At 58.9% G+C, this 21,364-nt stretch carries 20 protein-coding genes; 13 read left to right on the forward strand and 7 right to left on the reverse strand.

From position 1 onward, the window contains the following. Positions 1 to 8: 8 nt before the first annotated feature. From GZ092_RS00720 to GZ092_RS00735, 4 genes are all read right to left on the reverse strand, one after another. Complete coding sequence (locus GZ092_RS00720) at positions 9 to 3,074, reverse strand: type I restriction endonuclease subunit R (protein WP_293633616.1); 3,066 nt, start codon at positions 3,072 to 3,074, stop codon at positions 9 to 11. A 111-nt stretch (positions 3,075 to 3,185) separates the two neighbouring features. Then, complete coding sequence (locus tag GZ092_RS00725; protein WP_293633618.1) at positions 3,186 to 4,613, reverse strand: hypothetical protein; 1,428 nt, start codon at positions 4,611 to 4,613, stop codon at positions 3,186 to 3,188. A gap of 137 nt (positions 4,614 to 4,750) precedes the next feature. After that, positions 4,751 to 5,785 carry a PDDEXK nuclease domain-containing protein gene (locus GZ092_RS00730; protein WP_293633620.1) on the reverse strand — a complete coding sequence of 345 codons (1,035 nt, stop codon included), beginning with the start codon at positions 5,783 to 5,785 and terminating at the stop codon, positions 4,751 to 4,753. Then, positions 5,785 to 8,103 (reverse strand): class I SAM-dependent DNA methyltransferase, encoded by a 2,319-nt coding sequence (locus GZ092_RS00735; RefSeq protein ID WP_293633622.1) that lies wholly within the window; start codon positions 8,101 to 8,103, stop codon positions 5,785 to 5,787. The genes GZ092_RS00730 and GZ092_RS00735 overlap by 1 nt, the downstream gene beginning before the upstream one ends. A gap of 720 nt (positions 8,104 to 8,823) precedes the next feature. Between GZ092_RS00735 and GZ092_RS00740 the strand changes: the two genes are divergently transcribed. Continuing rightward, positions 8,824 to 9,204, forward strand: coding sequence for a GNAT family N-acetyltransferase (locus tag GZ092_RS00740; RefSeq protein ID WP_293633624.1), 381 nt, complete (start codon positions 8,824 to 8,826; stop codon positions 9,202 to 9,204). Between the two features lie 423 nt (positions 9,205 to 9,627). On the opposite strand, the gene phnN is transcribed toward GZ092_RS00740, so the two are convergent. From phnN to phnF, 3 genes are read right to left on the reverse strand one after another with little or no spacing between them, the layout of a single operon-like run. After that, positions 9,628 to 10,221: a phosphonate metabolism protein/1,5-bisphosphokinase (PRPP-forming) PhnN gene (gene phnN / locus GZ092_RS00745; RefSeq protein ID WP_293633625.1), complete on the reverse strand. Its 594-nt coding sequence runs from the start codon at positions 10,219 to 10,221 to the stop codon at positions 9,628 to 9,630. Next, positions 10,218 to 10,928, reverse strand: a complete 711-nt coding sequence (locus GZ092_RS00750; protein WP_363254130.1) for a DUF1045 domain-containing protein — start codon at positions 10,926 to 10,928, stop codon at positions 10,218 to 10,220. The genes phnN and GZ092_RS00750 overlap by 4 nt, the downstream gene beginning before the upstream one ends. Next, positions 10,918 to 11,667 (reverse strand): phosphonate metabolism transcriptional regulator PhnF, encoded by a 750-nt coding sequence (phnF, locus tag GZ092_RS00755; RefSeq protein WP_293633626.1) that lies wholly within the window; start codon positions 11,665 to 11,667, stop codon positions 10,918 to 10,920. The genes GZ092_RS00750 and phnF overlap by 11 nt, the downstream gene beginning before the upstream one ends. 75 nt (positions 11,668 to 11,742) lie before the next feature. Here phnF and phnG point away from each other — a divergent pair, with 75 nt between their 5' ends. The 12 genes from phnG (at position 11,743) to GZ092_RS00815 (ending at position 21,355) form a co-directional block, all read left to right on the forward strand. After that, entirely contained in the window at positions 11,743 to 12,255 is a 513-nt protein-coding gene (gene phnG / locus GZ092_RS00760; protein ID WP_293633627.1) for a phosphonate C-P lyase system protein PhnG, read from the forward strand. Beyond that, the gene (phnH, locus tag GZ092_RS00765) at positions 12,252 to 12,878 is read left to right on the forward strand and encodes a phosphonate C-P lyase system protein PhnH (protein ID WP_293633628.1); all 627 of its coding nucleotides are present in this window, start codon (positions 12,252 to 12,254) and stop codon (positions 12,876 to 12,878) included. Before phnG ends, phnH begins: the two co-directional genes overlap by 4 nt. Before the next feature lie 2 nt (positions 12,879 to 12,880). Then, a complete protein-coding gene (locus GZ092_RS00770) occupies positions 12,881 to 13,978 on the forward strand; it encodes a carbon-phosphorus lyase complex subunit PhnI (protein WP_293633629.1) in 1,098 nt (365 codons plus the stop codon). After that, positions 13,975 to 14,904, forward strand: a complete 930-nt coding sequence (locus tag GZ092_RS00775; protein ID WP_363254132.1) for an alpha-D-ribose 1-methylphosphonate 5-phosphate C-P-lyase PhnJ — start codon at positions 13,975 to 13,977, stop codon at positions 14,902 to 14,904. Before GZ092_RS00770 ends, GZ092_RS00775 begins: the two co-directional genes overlap by 4 nt. Beyond that, on the forward strand, positions 14,901 to 15,356 hold the full coding sequence (locus tag GZ092_RS00780; RefSeq protein WP_293633630.1) for a GNAT family N-acetyltransferase: 456 nt from the start codon (positions 14,901 to 14,903) through the stop codon (positions 15,354 to 15,356). The genes GZ092_RS00775 and GZ092_RS00780 overlap by 4 nt, the downstream gene beginning before the upstream one ends. Next, complete coding sequence (phnK, locus tag GZ092_RS00785; RefSeq protein ID WP_293633631.1) at positions 15,346 to 16,134, forward strand: phosphonate C-P lyase system protein PhnK; 789 nt, start codon at positions 15,346 to 15,348, stop codon at positions 16,132 to 16,134. Before GZ092_RS00780 ends, phnK begins: the two co-directional genes overlap by 11 nt. Next, positions 16,131 to 16,847: a phosphonate C-P lyase system protein PhnL gene (gene phnL, locus GZ092_RS00790; protein WP_293633632.1), complete on the forward strand. Its 717-nt coding sequence runs from the start codon at positions 16,131 to 16,133 to the stop codon at positions 16,845 to 16,847. The genes phnK and phnL overlap by 4 nt, the downstream gene beginning before the upstream one ends. After that, positions 16,844 to 18,001: an alpha-D-ribose 1-methylphosphonate 5-triphosphate diphosphatase gene (locus GZ092_RS00795; RefSeq protein WP_293633633.1), complete on the forward strand. Its 1,158-nt coding sequence runs from the start codon at positions 16,844 to 16,846 to the stop codon at positions 17,999 to 18,001. Before phnL ends, GZ092_RS00795 begins: the two co-directional genes overlap by 4 nt. Positions 18,002 to 18,099: 98 nt before the next feature. Next, the gene (phnC, locus tag GZ092_RS00800; protein WP_293633634.1) at positions 18,100 to 18,960 is read left to right on the forward strand and encodes a phosphonate ABC transporter ATP-binding protein; all 861 of its coding nucleotides are present in this window, start codon (positions 18,100 to 18,102) and stop codon (positions 18,958 to 18,960) included. Between the two features lie 29 nt (positions 18,961 to 18,989). Next, positions 18,990 to 19,946 carry a phosphonate ABC transporter substrate-binding protein gene (gene phnD, locus GZ092_RS00805; RefSeq protein WP_293633636.1) on the forward strand — a complete coding sequence of 319 codons (957 nt, stop codon included), beginning with the start codon at positions 18,990 to 18,992 and terminating at the stop codon, positions 19,944 to 19,946. A gap of 37 nt (positions 19,947 to 19,983) precedes the next feature. Next, positions 19,984 to 20,790 carry a phosphonate ABC transporter, permease protein PhnE gene (gene phnE, locus GZ092_RS00810; RefSeq protein ID WP_293633638.1) on the forward strand — a complete coding sequence of 269 codons (807 nt, stop codon included), beginning with the start codon at positions 19,984 to 19,986 and terminating at the stop codon, positions 20,788 to 20,790. Positions 20,791 to 20,806: 16 nt separating this feature from the next. Beyond that, positions 20,807 to 21,355: a phosphonate degradation HD-domain oxygenase gene (locus GZ092_RS00815; protein WP_293633640.1), complete on the forward strand. Its 549-nt coding sequence runs from the start codon at positions 20,807 to 20,809 to the stop codon at positions 21,353 to 21,355. Positions 21,356 to 21,364: the final 9 nt, after the last annotated feature.

The raw sequence follows: 21,364 nt of genomic DNA on the forward strand, positions 1-21,364 counted from the left end.
AGTCGCCTTCACTGGCTCGTCATCGCGTAAACCATGTCCCCGACAGTCCGCCGGAACGAATCATTTTCCACGAACAGCTTGTAAATCTGTGTGTCTTCCTTGAGCAGGATCTGCATCGCCTTGCCCAGCGCCTGGTCGTGGGCCATGCGCGCGGTGTGGGGCGTGTTTTCCTTGGCATTTTGATAGGCCGCATTGGCCGCGACCTTGGGCGCAATGTCTTCACGGATGCGCTTGGCCACGCGGTCGCCATCGGTAAACAGGGTGCCAAAGTTGTCGTTGAAGGTCTTGAGGATGTGGCTCAGGCGGTCCAGCTCGGGCTCCCCCCTGTGGCCGCCGCCTTCCACTGGAACGGGCTCAATTTCGGCATCGAGGTCCGCCAGCGCAATTTTCAAGTGTTCCTTTTTCTCGACGCGGTAGCTGTCCATGTCAATGGTATCCAGGATGCCCGTCGCCAGGTCTTCGTCGATGGGCGCTGGCAGCTTGGTCACCAGCAGGTTGAGCAAAATCGAGAGCTTTTCCCACCCCGCATTGCTGCAGGTAGTGATGGAGGCCAAAAAGTCGTAGGTTCGGCAGAATGCTTTGGCCTTGCCTTTGAAGTCCACCTGTTGGTCTTCGTCCAGCGTGTCGGTGTAAACCGTTTTGCAGGCATCCAGAATTGGGTCGAGCTGGTCGCGCTCCACCCCAGCCAGAAACAACGCCACAAACTGATCGACCTGCTCCAGCGAATACACCTGCGCGCCATCGAGCGCGGCTTTCAGATCGTTCAGCTTGTTCGGGTCGGTCTCTTCGCTCAGCAGCGTGGTGCGAAAGTAATCCTGAAACGCCAGCGTGATGCCTTCGCTGTTGTTCTGGAAGTCCAGCACAAAGCAGTCGCGCTTTTGCGGATGCGCCCGGTTCAGGCGCGACAGCGTCTGCACCGCCTTGATGCCCGAAAGCGTCTTGTCCACATACATCGTGTGCAGCAGCGGTTCGTCATATCCGGTCTGGAACTTGTCGGCGCAAATCAAAAAGCGAAACGGATCATCCTGAATCTTGTCCGCAATGTCCTTGCTGGCAAAGCCATTGAGTGACGCTTCGCTCACCTTGGCGCCGCCAAATTCATGCTCGCCCGAGAATGCCACGATGGCCTGGTAAGGGCTTTTGCGCTCCACCAGATACGCCTTGAACGCCTGGAAATATTGCACCGCGCGCTCAATGCCGCTGCACACCACCATGGCGCGCGCCTGCCCGCCGATCTTGCCGGCGGCCATCACCTGCTCGTGAAAGTGGTCCACCATGATTTCGGCCTTGAGCCGGATGGCATGGTCGTGGCTCTCCACATACCGGCGCAGCTTCTTTTTGGCCCGCTTGATGTCGAACTCCGGGTCGTCCTCGGTCATCTTGACCAGCTTGTAATAGCTGTCCACCGGCGTGTAGGCTTTCAGCACATCCAGGATGAAACCCTCCTGCACCGCCTGCTTCATGGTGTAGCTGTGAAACGGCCGGTGCCTGACCTTGCCCTGCGCGTCAGGCGGCAGTGCCTCGCCAAACATTTCCAGCGTCCGGTTCTTGGGCGTGGCGGTGAAGGCAAAGTAGCTGGCATTCGTCATCATCTTGCGCGCCGCCATGCGCTGCGCCAGCGCATCGTTCACCACGTCCTCGGAGTCGGTTTCGGCCTCTTGGCCGCCGGCGGCTGCGGCGGCATCCCCCAGCGTTTCGCTCATGGAGGCCGCCGTTTTGCCGCTCTGGCTGGAATGCGCCTCGTCGATCAGGATGGCGAAATGGCGTCCCCGGTGCTCGTCGCCAATGACCTTGAGCACAAACGGAAACGTCTGGATGGTGGAAATGATGATCTTCTTGCCATCGGCAATGAACTGGCGCAGCTGCTCCGTTTTTGAACTGGCGCCGCCCGTCACGGCCCCCACCGTGGCGCCCACCTGCATGAACTGCTTGATGGTTTTTTGAATCTGGTCGTCCAGAATGCGCCGGTCCGTCACCACGATCACCGAGTCGAACGCCTCTTTGCCTGCGTGCCGCACGCCAATCAGCTGGTGCGCCAGCCAGGCAATCGAGTTCGACTTGCCGCTGCCCGCCGAATGCTGAATCAGGTAGCGCTGGCCCACGCCGTGCTCGCGTACATGGCGCAGCGCTTGGCGCACCACACCCAGCTGGTGATAGCGCGGAAACACTTGGCTGCGCTTTTTCTTGCCGGTCCTGGCGTTTTTGGATGCAACGATCTGGGCGTAGTTTTCCAGAATGTCGGTCAGCCCGGCCGGGGTCAGCAACTCTTTCCAGAGGTAATCGGTTTTCAGCCCCAGCGGATTGGGCGGGTTGCCTGCGCCGTCGTTGCAGCCTTTGTTCAGCGGCAAAAACCACGACGCCTTGCCTTTGAGTTCGGTACACATGCGCACCTCGCTGTCGTCCACCGCCAGATGCACCACGCAGCGGCCAAACTCGAACAGCTTTTCACGCGGGTCGCGGTCGCGCTTGTATTGCTCCACCGCGTCGTCCACCGTCTGCCGGGTCAGGCTGTTTTTCAGCTCAAAGGTGGCAATCGGCAGGCCGTTGATGAACAGGCCCAGGTCCAGCGCTCGGCGCGCTTCATCGACGCTGTAGGCAAACTGGCGGGTGACGACAAAGCGGTTTTTTGCATGCAGCGCTTGCGACGTGGCATTGCCCTCGGACGGCGTGCCGTAAAACAGGTCGAAATGGCCCGCCGGGTGGTGGTCGATGCCTTTGCGCAGCACGTCAATCACGCCGCGCTTTCCAATCTCGGACGACATGCGCGTCAGGAACTTCAGGCGGTTGATGTCCCTGGCGTCGGTGGTATCGGCGATGGCCAGCTTCTTGAGCACCTGGGGCTGGGTGGCGCGTAAAAAGGCGAACAGCTGCACCGTGTCCAGCGCATGGGCGCGGTCAAAGTCCTTGGGGTTGCCCGCCAGAAAACCTGTTCCGCCCCAGGCGGGGATTTCTTCGGCAGCCAAGGTTTGAACAGTGCCCGAATGGGCGTGAGCCGCAGGGCTCAGCCCGTCGGCGCCGGTCATGTGGCGAAAAATCAGGGTCTCAAGGCCTTTTTCGGAGAGGTCGGTGCGCATGTTTTCTTTCTTATTCACTGCCCGTTGTGCTGAATTTGCTACTGATTAAATAGCTGCTTACACCCGTCCCTCTTGCGCTGGAGGCCGGAATGACCCTAAAAATGGGTTCGCTCAAGCTTGCAGTTCGCTCAATTCATCGCTGCCTGCGTCGCCGTCCTCCTCCTCGTCGGCCAGAGCGTCGGGCGTACTGGCTGGTTCATCGGCCTGCTGCGGCAAGCGCGCCGCCGCCTCGCGCACATCGAGCTTGCCGGTCACCACGTCGGCGATCAGACGGGTCCGGTATTCGCGCAGGAAGTCGATTTCGCGTTCGAGGCGGGCGATGGTCAGATTTAACGGCTCTGACTCCAAAGCAATGTGTGCAACGATCTTTTTCTGTTCCGCAACAGGGCACCAAAGCAAAGGGAGCGCTGACACTTGACCGAGTCTGAGGTGTCCTACTGTGCTGCCATTAACTTCGACCTCAATATACGTGCGGACGACTGGGCCATAAATACTGTGAAGCAAGAATTCCCCGTCGAGTACAGCTGGATCAGGGCGGTAGTACATCATCCGTTGCCCCATGCAGAGATTTTTTAAGTCAGGAACCATGCAAGCTTCACCAGCCGGTGCTTCCCGCGTGAAAAATACGTCGCCAACTCTCGGCGCGCCGCGCTGTGTCCAAATTTCATAATTTTTCTGATTTGTCGAATACGAGCCAGCTAGATTGAATCTGCCATGTCTGATGTTCGTTGTCCGCACCACGGTGAATGCACCGCCAGTAATCAAATCGGGCGTTCTGTTCTTGCAGTCAATGATGGCTATGCATAGCTGCTTTGCGCGCCGTACTTCCCAATGCTGCGGAATGTCCCTAAGCCAAGGAATGCCGGAGGGCTTGAGCGCGACGGTGGGATCAAGGCCACGGGTGACGGCGCGGTGGATGATGGCCTGCTTTTGCTCGGTGAGCAGCGCAATCACCCGGCGCTTGGCCCGAATCGTCCGTTCCAGCCGCCCGTTTGCCCAGTCCAGAAACCGCACAATCGCCGCCTGTTCTTCAGGCGGGGGAAGCAGGGCTTCGATGCGAAAGAGGTCGTCAGAGTAAAGCCGAAGGCGACTTTCGACCACGCCGGTGGACATCGCCTTGATCCGGGCCTTGTACGCGGGTGAACGTAACAAATGATGGAAGTACCAGGGCAAAGCATCCGGCCGGAATCGGTACACGCAATACGCCGGACTTGCGATTCCAGGGTAATGCGATACGCCCATGCTTCCGTTCCATGCCAGCATGATGTTGATGACGAGATCATCGGGCTCAACGCGCTTGTACCCTACCAGCGACGCGGCGCGCGTGTCCTGTTCATCCTGGCCAGCCGCTCGCAGGCGCTGCGTAACACCGGTGAATTGAGAGACGCGCAACAGTTGTTCTTTGCCACTTGTCGAGCGCGAATCCATTTCTTGCGCGACATATTTCATTCGTCGAACGGTCCAATGCGACGGTATCTCGCCAAGCCATCCCCCTTCTGCGAGTCGGTACGCCCCATACGGCTTGAGGTCAGCAATCATGCAGATGCTCCTTGCCGGTCAAACTGAAGCCGGACAGCATGGGTTGCGGTTCAAGCCCGCAATGACAGTCGGCAAAGGTGCTATTTATTTTGTAGCTGCTTGCGCTGATGCAGCGTGCGCTAAAAGCTATTTTCATGCTAAATATCCGTATTGGCATCGGGTTCCGGCACGTTCAGCGCATAAAACTCGTGCAGCTTGGCGGCCAATAATTGTTTGTCCGGCAGTTGGGTCTGGTACTCGGCGACCAGCGCGGGGGAGAGTGAGCGGCTGAGCGCGTATTCGACCACTTCGCTGTCCTTGGAGGCGCACAGCAGCACGCCGATGGCCGGATTTTCATGGGGTTTGCGGTGGTCGCGGTCCAGGGCTTCGAGGTAGAAATTGAGTTTGCCCAGATGCTCGGGCGCAAAGGCGGTGACCTTCAGCTCAATGGCCACCAGGCAATTCAGTCCACGGTGGAAAAAGAGCAGATCCAGCGCGAAGTCCTGGCCGCCTACCTGAAGCGGGTATTCCGTGCCGATGTAGCAGAAGTCGCGTCCCAGCTCGGTTAGGAACCGCCCCAGGTTTTGCAGCAGCGCCCGGTGCAGGTCCAGTTCGGAGTGGCCGGCGGGAAGGCCCAGAAATTCAAGTTGGTAAGCATCCTTGAAAAACCCATCGGCTTGCGGATGCAATTCTCTCAACGCTGTTGAGAGTTTTGGCGGATTGAGTACGCATCGTTCAAAAAGGGCACTGTCGATTTGCCGTGCAACCTCCCGCACCGGCCAGCGGTTTTGCGCCGCCATCCGAAGGTAGAACTCGCGTTCTTCGCTTCGTTTCGAGCGGCTGAGAATGTGAAGATGGGACGACCACGGCAAAACTCTCAACAGCGGTGAGAGTTTTGCTTCATCACGGTAGGTCTCGAAAAACTGGCGCATGCGCCAGAGGTTTTGCGGCGAGAAGCCGCGCACGCCGGGTTCGCGCTGCGCGATGTAGGCCGCCAGTTGCACGACCGTTCCCTTGGCCCAGCCGTCGGCCTCGATCTTGTGGTGAAGGTATTCACCGATGTGCCAGTAGAGGTCGATCAGTTCGGTGTTCACGGCCTGCATCGCCCGCTGGCGTGACGTGTTGATCAGCTTCACCACTTCGGCGAAGGCGGCTTCGACCGGCGCAGGGGCGGCGACAGGTTTCTTGGCCATCACGCATGCCCGCCGATGATTTCATCCAGCAGCCCGCCCGCTTCTTCCTCGATGGCCAGAATGTCGGCGCGAATTTCATCCAGCGTGCGCAGCGGCTGGGGCTTGTAGAAGTGGCGGGTGAAGCTGACTTCAAAGCCGATCTTGGTGGCGTCCGGCTTGACCCACGCGTCAGATGTGTAAGGCAGCACTTCGCGGCGGATGAAGGCTTCGATGCCGCCAGCTTCCAGCAATGGAACCTGTTCGGTGTCGCGCAGGTCGGCGTCGGGCTCGTATTCCACAATGACCAGTGCGGCGGGCTTGCCGTCCATTGGCACGCTGTACAGGCCGTGCAGGGGGTCGGCCTTGACTTTGCCGGGCTTGTGCACTTTGGCCCTGACCGGCGGCGCGGTTTCAACGCGCCAGCTCACGAATTTGAAGATCAGCTTGAGGTCGGCGGCGGGGAGCTTGGTTTCTGTTTTCTTGAGCCAGGCGGCAACCTGCTCACGAAAGAGGTTGTGGTCTTCAAACAGTTGCTCGCCCAGCGCGGCGCGCATCTGGGTGGCGACGTCAAACAAGCGGCCGTCGCGCTCCCAGGTTTTGGGGTCGAGCAGCTTCTTTTTCTTCTTCTCGGGCAGGCCTTTTTTGGGGCTGGCGTCTTCCTCGTCGTCCAATCCTTCTTCTTCTGCTTCGTCGCCGTCCCAGTCAGCCAGACGGTTTTCTACAGCGGCGGCGATGCTGGCGAAGTCGGAAAAGAGGGCGTTGCCAAACTCTTCATGCAGCATGCCGCGCAGGTCTTCATCGCCAGAGGCAAAGCGCAGCGCTTCCAGGGCTTTCAGGGACAGCTGGCTGTGCAGGCGCAGCGGGCGCTCGACAGTGACTTTCCAGTAACCAAACGCGGCGTTGGGGAAGATTTTGGACTCGGGCGCTTCCTTGAAATCCAGGAAGGTCTGGGTGATGCGGGCGACGTCGTCGGCGCTGAGTTCGCAGTTTTTCTTGCCGAGGTTTTTGCGCAGGGGCTTGAACCACTGGGTGGCGTCGATGAGCTGCACCTGGCCATGGCGGTGCGCAGGCTTGCGGTTGGACAGCACCCAGATGTAGGTGGCAATGCCGGTGTTGTAGAACAGGTTGAGCGGCAGGGCGACGATGGCTTCGAGCCAGTCGTTTTCGATGATCCAGCGGCGAATGTTGCTTTCGCCTTGGCCCGCGTCGCCGGTAAAGAGCGAACTGCCGTTGTGAACCTCGGCAATGCGGCTGCCCAGCGCCGACTTATGGTTCATCTTGGTCGCCATGTTGACCAGAAAGAGCATTTGACCATCGCTGGAGCGGGTGACGAGTGACAGCTCTTCGCCCTGGTGCATCACCTTGAAGCGGGGGTCGCGCATGCCGTCCTTGCCGCCCATGGCTTCGAGGTCTTTCTTCCAGCTTTTTCCATACGGTGGATTGGCGAGCATGAAATCGAACTCGTGGGCCGGAAACGCATCGTTGGACAGGGTGGACCACTGGGCGCCGCCCACGATGTGCTCGGCGTTCTCGCCTTCGCCCTTGAGCAGCATGTCGGCCTTGCAGATCGCGTAGGTCTCGGGGTTGATCTCCTGGCCGTAGAGCTGGCTGTTGATCTGAATGCCGCGTCGATGGGCGATGCCTTCCAGCGTTTCTTCGGCCACAGTCAGCATGCCGCCCGTGCCGCAGGCGTCATCAAACAGCAGGTAGGTGCCCGATTTGAGTTCGGACTCGATGGGGGAAAACACCAGGTTGGCCATCAGCCGCACCGCATCGCGCGGGGTCCAGTGCTCGCCCGCCTCCTCGTTGTTTTCTTCGTTGAACTTGCGCACCAGCTCCTCGAACACCGTGCCCATGGCGTGGTTGTCGATGCCGGCGGGCGACAGGTCGATGTCGGGGTCAAGGAACTTGTTGATCAGTGTGCCCAGGGCGTCCGCCTTGGACAGGGTGGGCAGCTGGTTACGGAACTTGAAGTTTTCCAGAATGTCCAGCACGTTGGGGGAAAAGCCGTTGAGGTAGTCCTCGAAATCGGCGAGCAACTGCTGGTGGCTGCCGCGCGACTTGAGGTCACGCAGGGTAAAGCGCGAGGTGTTGTAAAACGCCTGCCCGGAGGCTTCGCAAAGTGCCGCCCGCTGCTCGGTAATGCGCGCGTCGTCGAGCATCTTTTTGGTGTCGAGCACTGCCTGCTTGGTGGGTTCCAGCACCGAATCCATGCGCCGGATGACGCACATCGGCAGGATCACATCCGGGTATTTGCCGCGCCTGAACAGGTCGCGCAGCACATCGTCGGCAATGCCCCAGATGAATGAGACGATTTTGTTGCTTGTTGTTGGGTCCACTGTCTTCTTTGCTCGTGTGATTCGTGATGGCTTGCGGCTGGCTGCCGCTGTGATGATGCATGTGCCTGTGGGCGGGCTATTAGGCCCAGCACTGGATGGGTGAGACTTTACTGCATGGGTGCGCTTGCAAGACTGGATTCCAAGGCTCAGCTGGAACTGCCTGAACGGGGCGGGGCAGGGGGTACAGCACCAAGAGGTTTTCTGGTGGCGGAGGACTGGAAAGGTTTCGGGGAAGGGGCGTAGATTGGAGACTCCCTGTTGGGCTTACCGTCGTTACCAGAACCTCCTGGGGGCTGCCCGATCCCGGTTTTATCTTGTTATTGCGGCGGTACTTTTTGACAGGGGCAATTGCACTGGCGAGCCGTGAATTTGCCATGCGCCGTTCGTACCTGTTTGCACGACCTGATTTGTCAATTTTCACAAGCAGCAGCGGATTTGCCGGGCATGTGTTCGAGCAGATCTTCAATCCCACAGTTGAAAAATGTGCATGCCCATTCACCACATCCGTGCCGAGTTGCAGCCCTTTTTCGTCCCGATTTTTGACATCGTGGTGCGATGAATATTTTTGCCGCAGCTATTTTGCCAAGCGAAGTTCACTGGGAAGCAGGAAACGAGGTTCTCCTGTCGTTAGAATTTTCCGGCTGAAACACATATCTGGAAATCGAATTGCACAATATTAGGCCAATGACACCACATGATTACCATTTGGTCATTGACCTCATGAAGCAAACACTGGGAGTGACTTTGCGTGATGCTGATTCATTTGACGGCACTGAAAGTTACTTACTTCGTAATCCAAATCTGAGTTTCATTGCCCTTGTCAACGATATTGCAGTTGGTTGTGTCATGTGTGGACATGACGGTCGACGGGGCTATTTGCAGCACTTGTTAGTGCTGCCTGACCATCGGCGCAAGGGTATCGCAAACCAGTTGGTTCAAAGTTGTCTGTTGGCACTCGAGAAAATAGGGATATTGAAAACTCATATTGATGTCCTGACAACAAATCAAGCTGCTCATGCTTACTGGCAAAGTCAAGCATGGCAACTGCGTACTGACATTTACCGAATGTCCTTTGTGAGCAAAGGTAGTGAAAACGTTTGACAGTTCGCCAATTTCCAAAGTCAGCTTTCAGTTGAGATGCTTTGAAAGCCCCCCTAAGCCGCTGTTGTCTAGGTCCAGTTCCTGCATCTTCCGGGAATGCTGGCTCCTGGCTTTTCACCTAGCCGCTCGGCCTGCAGCACCGCGCGTGGCTTCCGGTTCTGGCGCGGGTTGGTCAACCAATTCAATCGTTTCAAACTTCTATCCCGCCCAGCCCATCGACTCGTACCCAGAGACATTCAGCCGTAGGGCAAGGGTCAATGGAGTGTGTCGCCCTCCCGAAAAGAGCATCTGTAAATGTTGAAATGCAGACTGCGCGCCAATCTCAAAGGGCCTTGGTCAAACAATTTGATCAGTCATAGCCCGCCAAAAACTGATGAAGGCGTAGGTTTTCATTGCAATAACGGACTATCGCCGGTCAACTAATCAATTCAGCGCTGGTGCGCGCAGCCACGCCGTTGACGGCCATTTTTCCAGGCGGTTGAGCGATTGCATAAGCTTCATCCCAGCTGCATCAAGGCTGGCGTCGTTATGGATCTCCAGCAACCGGCAATCCGGAGGTGTCTGAAAGGCAATGGCCCGCTGCACCCGGGCCTCAACCATTGCCAGGGTTTCTCGTTGTCGTGCCAGTATCCGCGTGCGAAGCACGTCGGCTTGCGCCGTAATGTGCAGGACGGTCATGCCCGGAAAGCGGAGAAGGGCGTGCGGTAAATGGGCACGTGAGCCGTTGACCATCACCCATTGATCTCGCCGAAGGCCATCCAACTCGGTATGCCGTACGCCGTACTGCAAGCCATTGGCAGCCCAGTGCAATGAAAAAGCGCCTTGGTTTCGAAGTTGCACAAAAGTGCCTGCGTCCATGCTTTCATGCAGTTCACCGCTTGACTGCACGGGCCGGTCAATCGTGCGGCGGGCAAAGTGGATGGGGGCTTGTGGGTGAAGTCTGGATTTCAGCCAGGCCAGCAGGCTGTCTTTTCCTGCACCTGAAGGGCCCATGGTGTAGATCAGCTGGTGACTCATGCCCTCAGCCTCACATGTTCTACCAGCACCATGTCCGCGCCCGCCGTGGGTTCTGCAAACAATGCCAGTGAGTCGAACCGGCAGCGGGGTAGGGCACCAAACCATGCCTGCGCTCCATCTTGCAAGGCCTGAACCTGCTGCGCTTTCACGCCTTGCAACGAGCCTGTGAGCGAACAGTGAAAGCGAAAGTATTCCATCACATAGGGGTAGCCCCAACGCACCAGCAGCGCATCTTGCCCTGACGATAAATTGGACTTGCGGCGGCGTTGCAACTCGGCCGGCGAGAGTGGTGCGGCCAGGGGGTGAAGCCCTGTCACACAGGCCTGGGCCACGGCGTGCAGGGCATCGCAGTTACCCTGCGGAACCAGGGCAAGAAAATCATCCAGACAGCTCGCGTGCAGTGGCGGCAAGTCAAATGCAACCATCTCCTGAGCAAGGCTTTGCAAGGCTTGCCGCAGGGTTTGGACATTGACTCCATTTCTCAGCGTGAATGGGGCTTTGAGCGTGGCATGCCAGCCATACCGGCGGGGAGCGGCTGTCAGCGCCAACAATTGTGCGTCAGACACGCCTGCAATGACAGGTTGTGGCACAAGTGCCTGGTTCGCGGCGCAGCGGCCCAGCCAGGCGCTTCCGGCCTGCCACCAGAGGGTATCCGGTAGTGGCGCGAAGTAAATGGCGTAGCGGTAGGCGGGCGTGTCAGTCATCATGCGTCACCGTCAGCTTGACCCGGTCACCGGCGAACCAAGTGGTGGCAAATTCAATGGGCAGGCCGGCAGTGTCCACGTTCACGCTTTTTACTTGAAGTATGGGTCGGCTTACGGGTTGGCGCAGGTGAGCGGCAATGCTCGCGTCTGGCATCTGCGCCGTGATCCGGCTTTCCTGACGCGTGTAGTCGGCGACGCCTAGAGCTGCAAATGCGGCGGTTATCGACCCTGTTTCACCCACGATCGCATCCAGCCCTGCAAACCGGGGTAGTGGGAAATAACGCTCGCTTACATGCAGCGGCTGCCCTTGCGCTTCTCCTAACACCTGCAGGCACAAAAGTTTGCTGTGCAGTGCCACCTTGAGTGCTGACGCCTGCGCCTGCGAGGCGCCTTCCGTGCGGGAGGCAAGCACTTGCAGGCTTCCTCGCAAACCAGCCTGACTCAAGCTGTGGTGGTGCCGGGTACGTTTTGCCAGCATCAGGTCCACCGCAAATTCTTCGACGTAAGTTCCGCTGCCCTGCGCAACCCGCACCAGGCCTTGGCTGGCCAGGCTGGCCAGGGATTTTCGGATGGTGTGGCGGTTGACGCCAAACCGCTGCGCCAGCGCGTGCTCGGAGGGGAGGCGTTCGCCTGGCGGGTAAGTACCGCGGCTGATGGACTCGGCAATGTCTGAGGCGATGCGCGCCCAAAAGCTCTCCCTGGGAACGTGCTCAAGGGGGGCAGAAGAAGTGAGTGTTGTCATAAAACCTACATACCTGTTCGATAAGCTCAGCGCAGATTATTAATTTGTCTATACAACTTTCAGGGTAACACTGCAATGTTTCATGCATTTGACAATCTGGCGCCAAACAAGGCTTTGGGCCGCGCCGACTGGATGGCGTTGTTGTCTCGCGCGCCGCCTGACTTACTGGAGTGCGCTCTAGCGAATCATCTGATAGCCGCCCCCCAGTGGCTCAGGGCACCGGAAACAGGATTGATGATGGTTCAAGGCCGTGCGGGTGCTACAGGGGAACGGTTCAATCTGGGGGAGGTCACTGTGACACGCTGTGCCCTGCGAATGTCCGGTGCCAAACTCGATGCTGCCCTGGTGGGCGTGGCGTATGTGCTGGGGCGCTCGCACCGCCGGGCGCGGCTGGCCGCTGTGGCCGATGCCCTGTTGCAAGACGGGGCGCAGCATGCGCTGCTGGAAACCACCTTGCTCAGCCCAATACGCAAGCATCTTGCACTGCAGAGTAAACAGCGACATGCACGTGCCCAAACGACCAAGGTTGAATTTTTCACTGTGGCCCGTGAAGCTGGCGACGCAGGCGATGACGAGGAAAACCAATGACCCCCCATGACTTGTCTGCCCTCGGCGCGGGTTTTTCCAATGAAGCGCTGGGCAGCCAGGCCGTGTTTCGCACGGCGCTGCAGTCCATGTCTCATCCGGGTCGCTGCATTAATTTGGACCACGACGCACAGGTACCCAAGAGCGGTCACCCCGCATCAGCGGCGCTGCTGCTGGCACTGCTAGATGCCGATTGCACGCTGTGGCTGTCTCCCAAACTTGCGCATTCCGATGCGGCGGTATGGCTGCACTTTCACACCGGCTGCCGTCTGGTGGACGATTTCACGCAAGCCCAGTTTGCCTGGGTGGCTGCTGGCGATACCAGCCCGGCGCTGGACACTTTTGCGCAAGGCACCGATGCCTTCCCGGATCAATCGGCAACTTGTGTGCTCGATGTCTTAGCCCTCCAGTCCAGTGGCCATGACGCCGCAGACTGGACGCTCACGGGGCCCGGCATCAGCGGCAGCACCGTACTCAAAGCCGAAGGCCTGGCACCTGATTTCTTGACCCAATGGGCCGCAAACCATGCGCGCTTTCCTCGCGGCGTGGATGTCTTTTTGACCACCCGCCAGCAAGTGGCAAGCCTGCCGCGCACCACCCACATCGAACTTGCAAGGGGAAACTGAGTATGTATGTTGCCGTCAAGGGCGGTGAAACCGCCATTCTCAACAGCTATGCGCTACTGGCCGAACAGCGCCGCGGAGACAGCGCCTTGCCCGAACTGACCGTGGCGCAAATCCAGGCGCAACTCAAGCTGGCCGTGGACCGCGTGATGAACGAAGGCTCCGTGTTCGATCCCGAATTGGCCGCGCTCGCGATCAAGCAGGCGTCCGGCGATCTGGTCGAGGCCATCTTTTTGCTGCGCGCCTACCGCGCCACTTTGCCGCGGCTGGGCACCACGTTGCCGTTGCATACCGAGCGCATGCAGTTGGACCGCCGGATTTCCGCCACCTTCAAGGATCTGCCCGGCGGGCAGGTGCTTGGCCCCACCTATGACTACACCCAGCGCCTGCTGGACTTCACCCTGCTGGCGCAAGAGGGTGCACAAGCCCAACCTTCTATAGCGCCAGCGCGGGCAGTGCCGGAAGAACAAGCCAGTGCCGTGACGCCCCGCGTGGTGGATCTCCTGAACCACGAAAGACTGATCGAACGCTGCCCGCTCCCGCCCGGCGATCCTGCGCCTGTGGACCTGACCCGTGAGCCGCTGCGTTTTCCGGCCGCACGGGCCACCCGCCTGCAAAACCTGGCGCGCGGAGACGAAGGCTTTTTGTTGGCCATGGCCTATTCCACCCAGCGGGGCTACTCCCACAGCCACCCTTTTGTCGGTGAGGTTCGTCTGGGCAGTGTGGCGCTGGAGGTTGTGCCCGAGGAACTGGGCTTTGCCATCTCGATTGGTGACATTGAAATTACCGAATGCGAAATGGTCAACCAATTCGCTGGCAGCAAGGCGGTGCCTCCGCAGTTCACCCGCGGTTATGGGCTGGCCTTTGGCCACAGCGAACGCAAAGCCATGGCCATGAGCCTGGTGGATCGGTCGCTGCGTGCCGCCGAACTGGGCGAGCCTATTGAGTCGCCCGCGCAGATGCAGGAGTTTGTGCTCTCGCATAGCGACAGCCTGGAGGCTTCTGGCTTTGTCCAGCATTTGAAGCTGCCTCACTACGTGGACTTCCAGGCTGAGCTGGACCTTATCCGAAAAATGCGCGTCGTTGCCGAGGTGAATCTATGAACGTTCCTCTTGAAATTTCAAATGCACAGGCGTCTATTGCCGACCAAACCCAGCACGGCGCCCAGGATGTGCAGGCGGATTACAACTTTGCCTACCTCGATGAGCGCACCAAGCGCATGATCCGCCGCGCCATCCTCAAGGCTGTTGCCATTCCGGGTTACCAGGTGCCGTTTGGTTCACGGGAAATGCCCCTGCCTTATGGGTGGGGCACAGGTGGCATTCAGGTGACAGCCTCGGTCATCGGCCCTGATGATGTGCTCAAAATCATCGACCAGGGCTCGGACGACACTGTCAACGCCGTCAACATCCGGCGATTTTTTCAGCGCACCACGGGTGTGGAGACAACCACCCGCACGACAGATGCCACGCTGATCCAGACCCGCCACCGGATTCCTGAAATTGCGCTGACCGAAGGGCAGGTCATTGTGTACCAGGTGCCGGTGCCCGAGCCCATGCAGCGTCTGGAGCCACGCGAGACTGAGACCCGCACCCTGCATGGCTTGGCTGAATACGGCCTGATGCACGTGAAGCTGTATGAGGACATTGCCCGCTACGGCCACATTGCCACCACCTACGACTACCCGGTGCTGGTCAATGACCGCTACATCATGTCGCCTTCGCCCATTCCGAAGTTTGACAACCCCAAGATGCACATGAACCCGGCACTGCAGCTGTTTGGCGCAGGCCGGGAAAAGCGCATCTATGCCGTGCCGCCGTACACCTCGGTTGAGAGCCTTGGGTTTGAAGACCATCCGTTTGAGGTGCAGCGCTGGGATGCTGCCTGCGCCCTGTGTGGCGCTGCCGACAGCTTTCTGGACGAGATCATCACCGATGACAGCGGCACCCGCATGCATGTGTGTTCCGACTCGGACTACTGCCAGTCCCGGCAGGCTGCTGATGAGCAAGCGCAGGGAAAGCGATCATGACCCTGGATATGCGTCAAGCCTTGCCTGCGGACATTCCAGCCGTGCTGGCCTTGTACGCCCAGCCAGATTTTGACAACGAGAAGGTGCTCGATAGCGATGCTGCCCAGCAGGTGTTTGCGCAGTTTGTTCGCTACCCGAACTATCGCCTGTTTGTCGCCATCAAGGACAGTGCCGTGGTCGGCAGCTATGCGCTGCTCATCATGCATAACCTGGCCCACTGCGGCACGCCATCGGCGATTGCAGAAGATGTCGTGGTGGCACCCGCCAGCCAAGGCCAGGGTATCGGCCGCCAAATGATGGCGCACGCCTTGAGCGAGGCACGCCGCGCCGGTTGCTACAAGCTGGCCCTTTCCTCCAACCGCAAACGCACCCAGTCGCATGCGTTTTATGAATCCCTCGGCTTTGACCAGCATGGCCTTAGTTTTGTGATTGAGCCCTCATATGAACTTTGATATTTCTCCCCCTCCCTTGCTGCAGGTCCGTGGCGTGAGCAAACGCTACGGCGACCGCGTGGCGCTGCAGGACGTGTCGTTTGATGTATGGCCGGGCGAAGTGCTTGCCGTGGTAGGCGAGTCTGGCTCCGGCAAGTCCACCTTGCTCAATGCCATTGCCGCCCGCAGCGCGCCAGATGCTGGCAGCGTGCAGTTCCTGACGCGCCATGCGGGCTTGCAGGAGGTGTTTGCCATGACTGAGGCGCAGCAGCGCCTGCTGGCCCGTACCGACTGGGGTTTTGTGCATCAAAACGCCGCCGACGGCCTGCGTATGGATGTTTCTGCCGGCGCCAACGTGGGAGAGCGGTTGATGGGATTGGGCGAGCGCAACTATGGCCGTTTGCGCGCCACTGCCATCGAGTGGCTGGCACGGGTAGAAATCGAGCCCGCCCGCATCGATGATGCTCCCCGGACCTTCTCCGGAGGCATGCGCCAGCGCTTGCAGATTGCCCGCAACCTGGTCACCCAGCCGCGGTTGATTTTCATGGACGAACCGACCTCAGGGCTGGATGTTTCGGTGCAGGCTAGGTTGCTTGACCTGCTGCGCCAACTCACCCGCAAGATGCAACTCGCCGCCGTCATCGTGACCCATGACCTCGCGGTGGCGCGATTGCTGGCCCACCGCATGATCGTCATGCAACGCGGGCAGGTGGTCGAGGTTGGCCTCACTGACCAGGTGCTGGACGACCCGCAGCACTCTTACACCCAACTTCTTGTTTCTTCGGTACTACAGCCATGACCACACCCTTGCTTCAATTGACCGGTGTGGCCAAGCGCTTCACCCTGCACAACCAAAACGGCATCGAGCTGTCTGTGCTGGACAACGCCAACCTGAGCGTGAGCGCCGGTGAATGCGTGGTGCTCGATGGCCCCTCAGGCATGGGAAAAAGTACCTTGCTCAAGATGATTTACGCGAACTACCGCACCAGCGCGGGCTCCATTGCCGTGGCGCTGCCGGGCAGGGCGCCGCTGGAAGTGACCCAGGCCACGCCGCGCGAACTGGTGCAGTTGCGCAAGGACACCATTGGCTATGTCAGCCAGTTCTTGCGCGTCATACCACGCGTGTCCGCTCTGGACGTCGTGGCTGAGCCGTTGATGGAGGACGCCGGCGATGACCCCGAGGCTCTGGAATCTGCCCGCGAACAGGCCTGTGCCTTGCTCACCCGCCTGCGCATTCCAGAGCGCTTGTGGCACCTGCCGCCGGCCACCTTCTCGGGCGGTGAGCAGCAGCGCATCAACATTGCACGAAACATGATTAAGGCACGTCCTTTGTTGCTGCTCGACGAGCCCACCGCTTCGTTGGATGCGGCCAACACGCAGACCGTGATCGACCTGATCTGCGAAGCAACCGCTGGGGGTACTGCCGTCGTGGGAATTTTTCATGACGTGCATGTTGGCAACGCCGTGGCGACCCGGCGCGTGAATGTCGCCGCCTTCAGGAGGGCTGCGTGAACACCTCCACCACGTTCAAAAACGCACGCATGGTGATGCCTGACGAAGTCGTGCTGGGCAGCCTGATTTCTGCGGATGGCCGCATAGCCCACATCGACAGCGGCAACACCTCCGCCATGGGCGCGATGGACCTGGAGGGCGACTATTTGCTGCCGGGCCTGGTGGAAATGCACACCGATAACCTTGAGCGCCACCTTATGCCCCGGCCCAAGGTGTACTGGGCCGAGTTGCCGGCACTGCTGGCGCATGACGCCGAGATTGCTGCTGCTGGGATTACCACCGTGTTCGATGCGCTGGGTGTGGGTGAGGCCGATGTGGAGAGCCTGCGCGGCAGCGCCTGGACTGGCGTGCTCAAGACACTCGATACCTGTACCAAGCAGGGCCTGCTGCGCGCAGACCATCATTTGCATGTTCGCTGCGAGCTGCCAGCGCCTAACACCATCGAGCTGTTTGCACCTTTTCATGAGCATCCGCGCTTGTCCCTGATCTCACTCATGGACCATACGCCAGGGCAGCGGCAATGGGAAAACATCGAGCATGCCCGCGTGTACTACACCGGGAAAAAGGGCTGGAGCCAGGAAAAGTTTGAGCGCCAGGTGGCCCATGCCCACGTTCTGCAGGCCGAGTATGCCCACCCCCACCGGCGCTACTTTGTGGACTATTGCCGCACCCACGGCATCGCGCTGGCCAGCCATGACGACACCACTGTGGCCCATGTGCAGCAAGCCCACGAAGAGGGCGCAAGCATGTCGGAATTCCCCACCACGGTGGCGGCCGCCCGCGAAGCCCATGCGCGCGGTCTGTGCACTGTCATGGGTGGGCCCAATGTAGTTCGCGGTGGCTCGCACTCGGGCAATGTGGCCGCCCATGAGCTGGCACGCCTGGGCTTGCTTGACATACTGTCTTCAGACTATGTGCCTGGCAGCATGCTCAGTGCAGCAGTTCGGCTGGTGAGCGACGAGGTACTGACATTGCCTCAGGCCATCGCCACCGTGACTCGTACGCCAGCACTGGCCACCGGTCTGGCAGACCGGGGCGCCTTGGCAGTCGGCTTGCGCGCCGACCTGATTCAGGTCCGCATGGCTGTGTTGCCCGATGGCGCCCGCCATGCCGTGGTGCGCGCCGTGTGGCGTGAAGGCCAGCGTGTGCTGTGAGTCCAGCGCCCAGTGTCACGCAAACTTCCCTGAACCTTCATCAAAGCGTCATGCACGTCATTGAGACTAAACCTGTCTAGACAAATACAGAGGCCACGATGGAAACAGCACTTCGAGTTCACAAGCTCAACAAGCATTTTGCCAATGGGAAACAGGCCTTGTGCGACATCAATCTATCAGTGAAAAAGGGCGAAATGGTGGCTTTGATTGGCGCCTCAGGTTCGGGAAAGTCCACCTTGATGCGACACATGGCCGGTCTGGTGGCCGCCGATGGCCAGTCGGACTCGCTGATCGAGATTGATGGCTGCTGTGTGCAGCAAAGTGGGCGCATTCACCGCGACATTCGCCGTGTGCGTTCGCAGGTGGGCTTTGTATTCCAGCAGTTCAACTTGGTGGACCGCCTGCCTGTGTTGGTTAACGTCCTGGTGGGGCAACTGCACCGCATGCCGTGGTGGCGCAGCCTGTTCCGATTTTTCAGTGTGCAGGAAAGATCCCATGCGCTCGATGCACTAAAGCGTGTGGGTATTGCGGATTGCTACGCCCAGCGCGCATCGACCCTTTCAGGCGGGCAACAGCAGCGCGCCGCCATTGCCCGCACCCTGGTCCAAGGGGCCAAAGTAGTCTTGGCCGATGAGCCCATTGCCTCGCTGGACCCCGAGTCTTCGCGCAATGTCATGGAAATACTGGCCCGCATCAATCGTGAAGACGGCTGCACTGTCATTGTGTCGCTCCATCAGGTGGAAATGGCCATTAAATACTGCCCTCGGGTGATTGCCCTGCATCAAGGTCGTGTGGTGTTTGATGGCTCTTCTTCACTGCTGACACCCGCGCTGCTACGCGAGTTGTATGGCGTGGATGCCCATGAAATATTGGCCGATTCTGCACCTGCGAGCGCTTCGCCAGCGCAACTTTCTCCGCGCCTGCCTTCTTGGTCTGCACCGCTGGTGCAGGCTGCATGAATTTTTTGAGTATTCATAGGAGTTTTTTTATGCTTAAGCAACTGTTGATCAGCACGGCCGTAACCCTGGCTTTGGGCCTGGCAAGCGCCAGTTCGATCGCCCAGGACATCAACTTTGGCATCATCTCGACCGAAGCGACACAAAATCTGAAGCAAGATTGGGTGCCATTGATCGAAGACATGAAGCGCCAGACCGGGTTCAATGTCACTGCATTTTTTGCGCCTGACTACGCTGGCATCATTGAAGGCATGCGTTTCAACAAGGTGCAGATTGCCTGGCTGGGCAACAAGTCAGCCATGGAGGCGGTTGACCGCGCCAATGGCGAAGTCTTCGCTCAGATGGTCAATGCCGATGGTACCCAGGGCTATTACTCGCACCTCATCGTCAACGCAGACAGTCCCTACAACACGCTGGACGACGTACTGAAAAATGGCAAGAACCTGAGCTTTGGAAATGGGGACCCAAACTCCACGTCCGGTTACTTGGTGCCGGGCTTTTATGTGTTTGCACAAAACAAGATTGACGCCAAGACCCACTTCAAGATCACTCGTGGTGCCAATCACGAAGCCAACGCTCTGGCAGTGGCCAACAAGCAGGTCGATGTCGCCACCAACAACAGCGAAAACCTCGACAAGATCCAGCAGCGCTATCCTGAAAAGTTCAAGAGCATCAAGATCGTCTGGACTTCGCCGTTGATACCCCTGGACCCACTGGTGATGCGCAAAGACCTGTCGGATTCCGACAAGGCCAAACTGAAAGCTTTCTTCTACAACTACGGCAAGACCGATGCGCGCGAGAAGGAAGTGTTGATGAAAATTTCCAAGCTCTCGGGTTTTAAAGAGTCCACCAACCGCCAGTTGCTGCCCATCCGCCAGCTTGAGTTGTTCAGTCAACGCAACAAGGCGCAAGCGGACATGTCCATGAGCGATGCGGACAAGAGCACCCGCCTGGCCAACATCGATAAGCAACTCGCTGCTTTGAACTGATTTGCAGATAGCGCCTGCAAATGACGTACCTTTCGCCATGCACCCAACTCTGACCTCTGCCACCCCTGCCGTGCCATTGGCCGTCATTCCAAAGCGTAGCCTGGCCTGGCATGTCTCCTGGGGACTGCTTTTGCTGTTGTTGGGCGCTTCGTGGGGAGGCGCCGACATGCGCCCGCTGGACTTGCTGCGTGACTCCGGCAACATGGCTGCTTATATGGCCGAATTTTTCCCGCCCAACTTTGGCCAGTGGCGAATGTATGTGCAGGAAATGGTCGTCACGCTGCAGATTGCCCTCTGGGGCACTGCGCTGGCCGTCATCACCGCCGTTCCCATGGCATTGATGGCTTCTGCCAACCTGGTGCCATGGTGGGTGTACCAGCCCATGCGCCGCTTGATGGATGCCAGCCGAGCCATCAACGAGATGGTGTTTGCCATGCTGTTTGTAGTAGCGGTAGGCCTGGGGCCGTTTGCCGGTGTGCTGGCGCTCTGGATTCACACCACTGGCGTTTTGGCCAAGCTGTTTTCCGAAGCGGTAGAAGCGATTGATCCCCAGCCAGTCGAAGGCATTCGCTCCACTGGCGCCAGCGCCCTGCATGAGATTGTGTACGGCGTGATTCCACAGGTCATGCCTTTGTGGATTTCGTTCACTCTGTACCGCTTTGAAAGCAATGTGCGCTCGGCTTCCGTGGTGGGCATGGTGGGGGCTGGCGGAATTGGCGTGGTGCTGTGGGACATCATTCGCGGTTTCCAGTACGCAGAAACCTGCGCCGTCATGATCATCATTGTGGGGACGGTCAGCGTGATTGACGTCATCTCTGCCCGTATCCGTAAAGTCCTGGTTTAAGGAAAGGTATATCAAGATGCTCACTTCTGACGAAATCATCCATCTGTTTCAAACACGCGCAAGGAGTCAGTACGGCTTTGAGGCCGTCACCCAACTCCAGCACGCACTGCAGTGCGCCCAGCTTGCCGAGCAGGCAGGTGAAGCAGATGAGACCATCGTGGCGGCATTGCTTCATGATCTGGGGCATTTGATCGCCGCTGAAAAACAAGGTCAGCGGGACGATATGCAAGCGCGGGATGACCTGCATCAGAACATCGCTCTGCCGTTTTTGCGCGGCGTGCTGCCCGATGCGACCCTCGAGCCCATACGTCTGCATGTGGATGCCAAGCGTTACCTTTGCGGCGCCGAACAGAGCTACTGGGCTACGCTGTCTCCTGCCTCTAAACGCAGCCTTGAGTTGCAGGGTGGCGCTTACTCACACGACGAGTTGGCCACATTCATGGCTCAGCCTTTTGCAGAGGAGGCCTTGCGTCTTCGCCGGTATGACGACTTGGCAAAAGTTCCAAACAAGTCGACACCCGATCTGGCCCATTACGAGAAAAAGATGTTGACTGTGCTGCTTTGAGCACGGCCA

The organism is Polaromonas sp., assembly GCF_010365105.1.
GTDB lineage: Bacteria > Pseudomonadota > Gammaproteobacteria > Burkholderiales > Burkholderiaceae_C > Polaromonas.

Coding starts and splice junctions, on each gene's coding strand:
- GZ092_RS00720 (WP_293633616.1), bottom strand. CDS start 3,074: ATGCGCACCGACCTCTCCGAAAAAGGCCTTGAGACCCTGATTTTTCGC.
- GZ092_RS00725 (WP_293633618.1), bottom strand. CDS start 4,613: ATGATTGCTGACCTCAAGCCGTATGGGGCGTACCGACTCGCAGAAGGG.
- GZ092_RS00730 (WP_293633620.1), bottom strand. CDS start 5,785: ATGGCCAAGAAACCTGTCGCCGCCCCTGCGCCGGTCGAAGCCGCCTTC.
- GZ092_RS00740 (WP_293633624.1), top strand. CDS start 8,824: ATGAAGCAAACACTGGGAGTGACTTTGCGTGATGCTGATTCATTTGAC.
- phnN (WP_293633625.1), bottom strand. CDS start 10,221: ATGAGTCACCAGCTGATCTACACCATGGGCCCTTCAGGTGCAGGAAAA.
- GZ092_RS00750 (WP_363254130.1), bottom strand. CDS start 10,928: ATGATGACTGACACGCCCGCCTACCGCTACGCCATTTACTTCGCGCCA.
- phnF (WP_293633626.1), bottom strand. CDS start 11,667: ATGACAACACTCACTTCTTCTGCCCCCCTTGAGCACGTTCCCAGGGAG.
- phnG (WP_293633627.1), top strand. CDS start 11,743: ATGTTTCATGCATTTGACAATCTGGCGCCAAACAAGGCTTTGGGCCGC.
- phnH (WP_293633628.1), top strand. CDS start 12,252: ATGACCCCCCATGACTTGTCTGCCCTCGGCGCGGGTTTTTCCAATGAA.
- GZ092_RS00770 (WP_293633629.1), top strand. CDS start 12,881: ATGTATGTTGCCGTCAAGGGCGGTGAAACCGCCATTCTCAACAGCTAT.
- GZ092_RS00775 (WP_363254132.1), top strand. CDS start 13,975: ATGAACGTTCCTCTTGAAATTTCAAATGCACAGGCGTCTATTGCCGAC.
- GZ092_RS00780 (WP_293633630.1), top strand. CDS start 14,901: ATGACCCTGGATATGCGTCAAGCCTTGCCTGCGGACATTCCAGCCGTG.
- phnK (WP_293633631.1), top strand. CDS start 15,346: ATGAACTTTGATATTTCTCCCCCTCCCTTGCTGCAGGTCCGTGGCGTG.
- phnL (WP_293633632.1), top strand. CDS start 16,131: ATGACCACACCCTTGCTTCAATTGACCGGTGTGGCCAAGCGCTTCACC.
- phnC (WP_293633634.1), top strand. CDS start 18,100: ATGGAAACAGCACTTCGAGTTCACAAGCTCAACAAGCATTTTGCCAAT.
- phnD (WP_293633636.1), top strand. CDS start 18,990: ATGCTTAAGCAACTGTTGATCAGCACGGCCGTAACCCTGGCTTTGGGC.
- phnE (WP_293633638.1), top strand. CDS start 19,984: ATGCACCCAACTCTGACCTCTGCCACCCCTGCCGTGCCATTGGCCGTC.
- GZ092_RS00815 (WP_293633640.1), top strand. CDS start 20,807: ATGCTCACTTCTGACGAAATCATCCATCTGTTTCAAACACGCGCAAGG.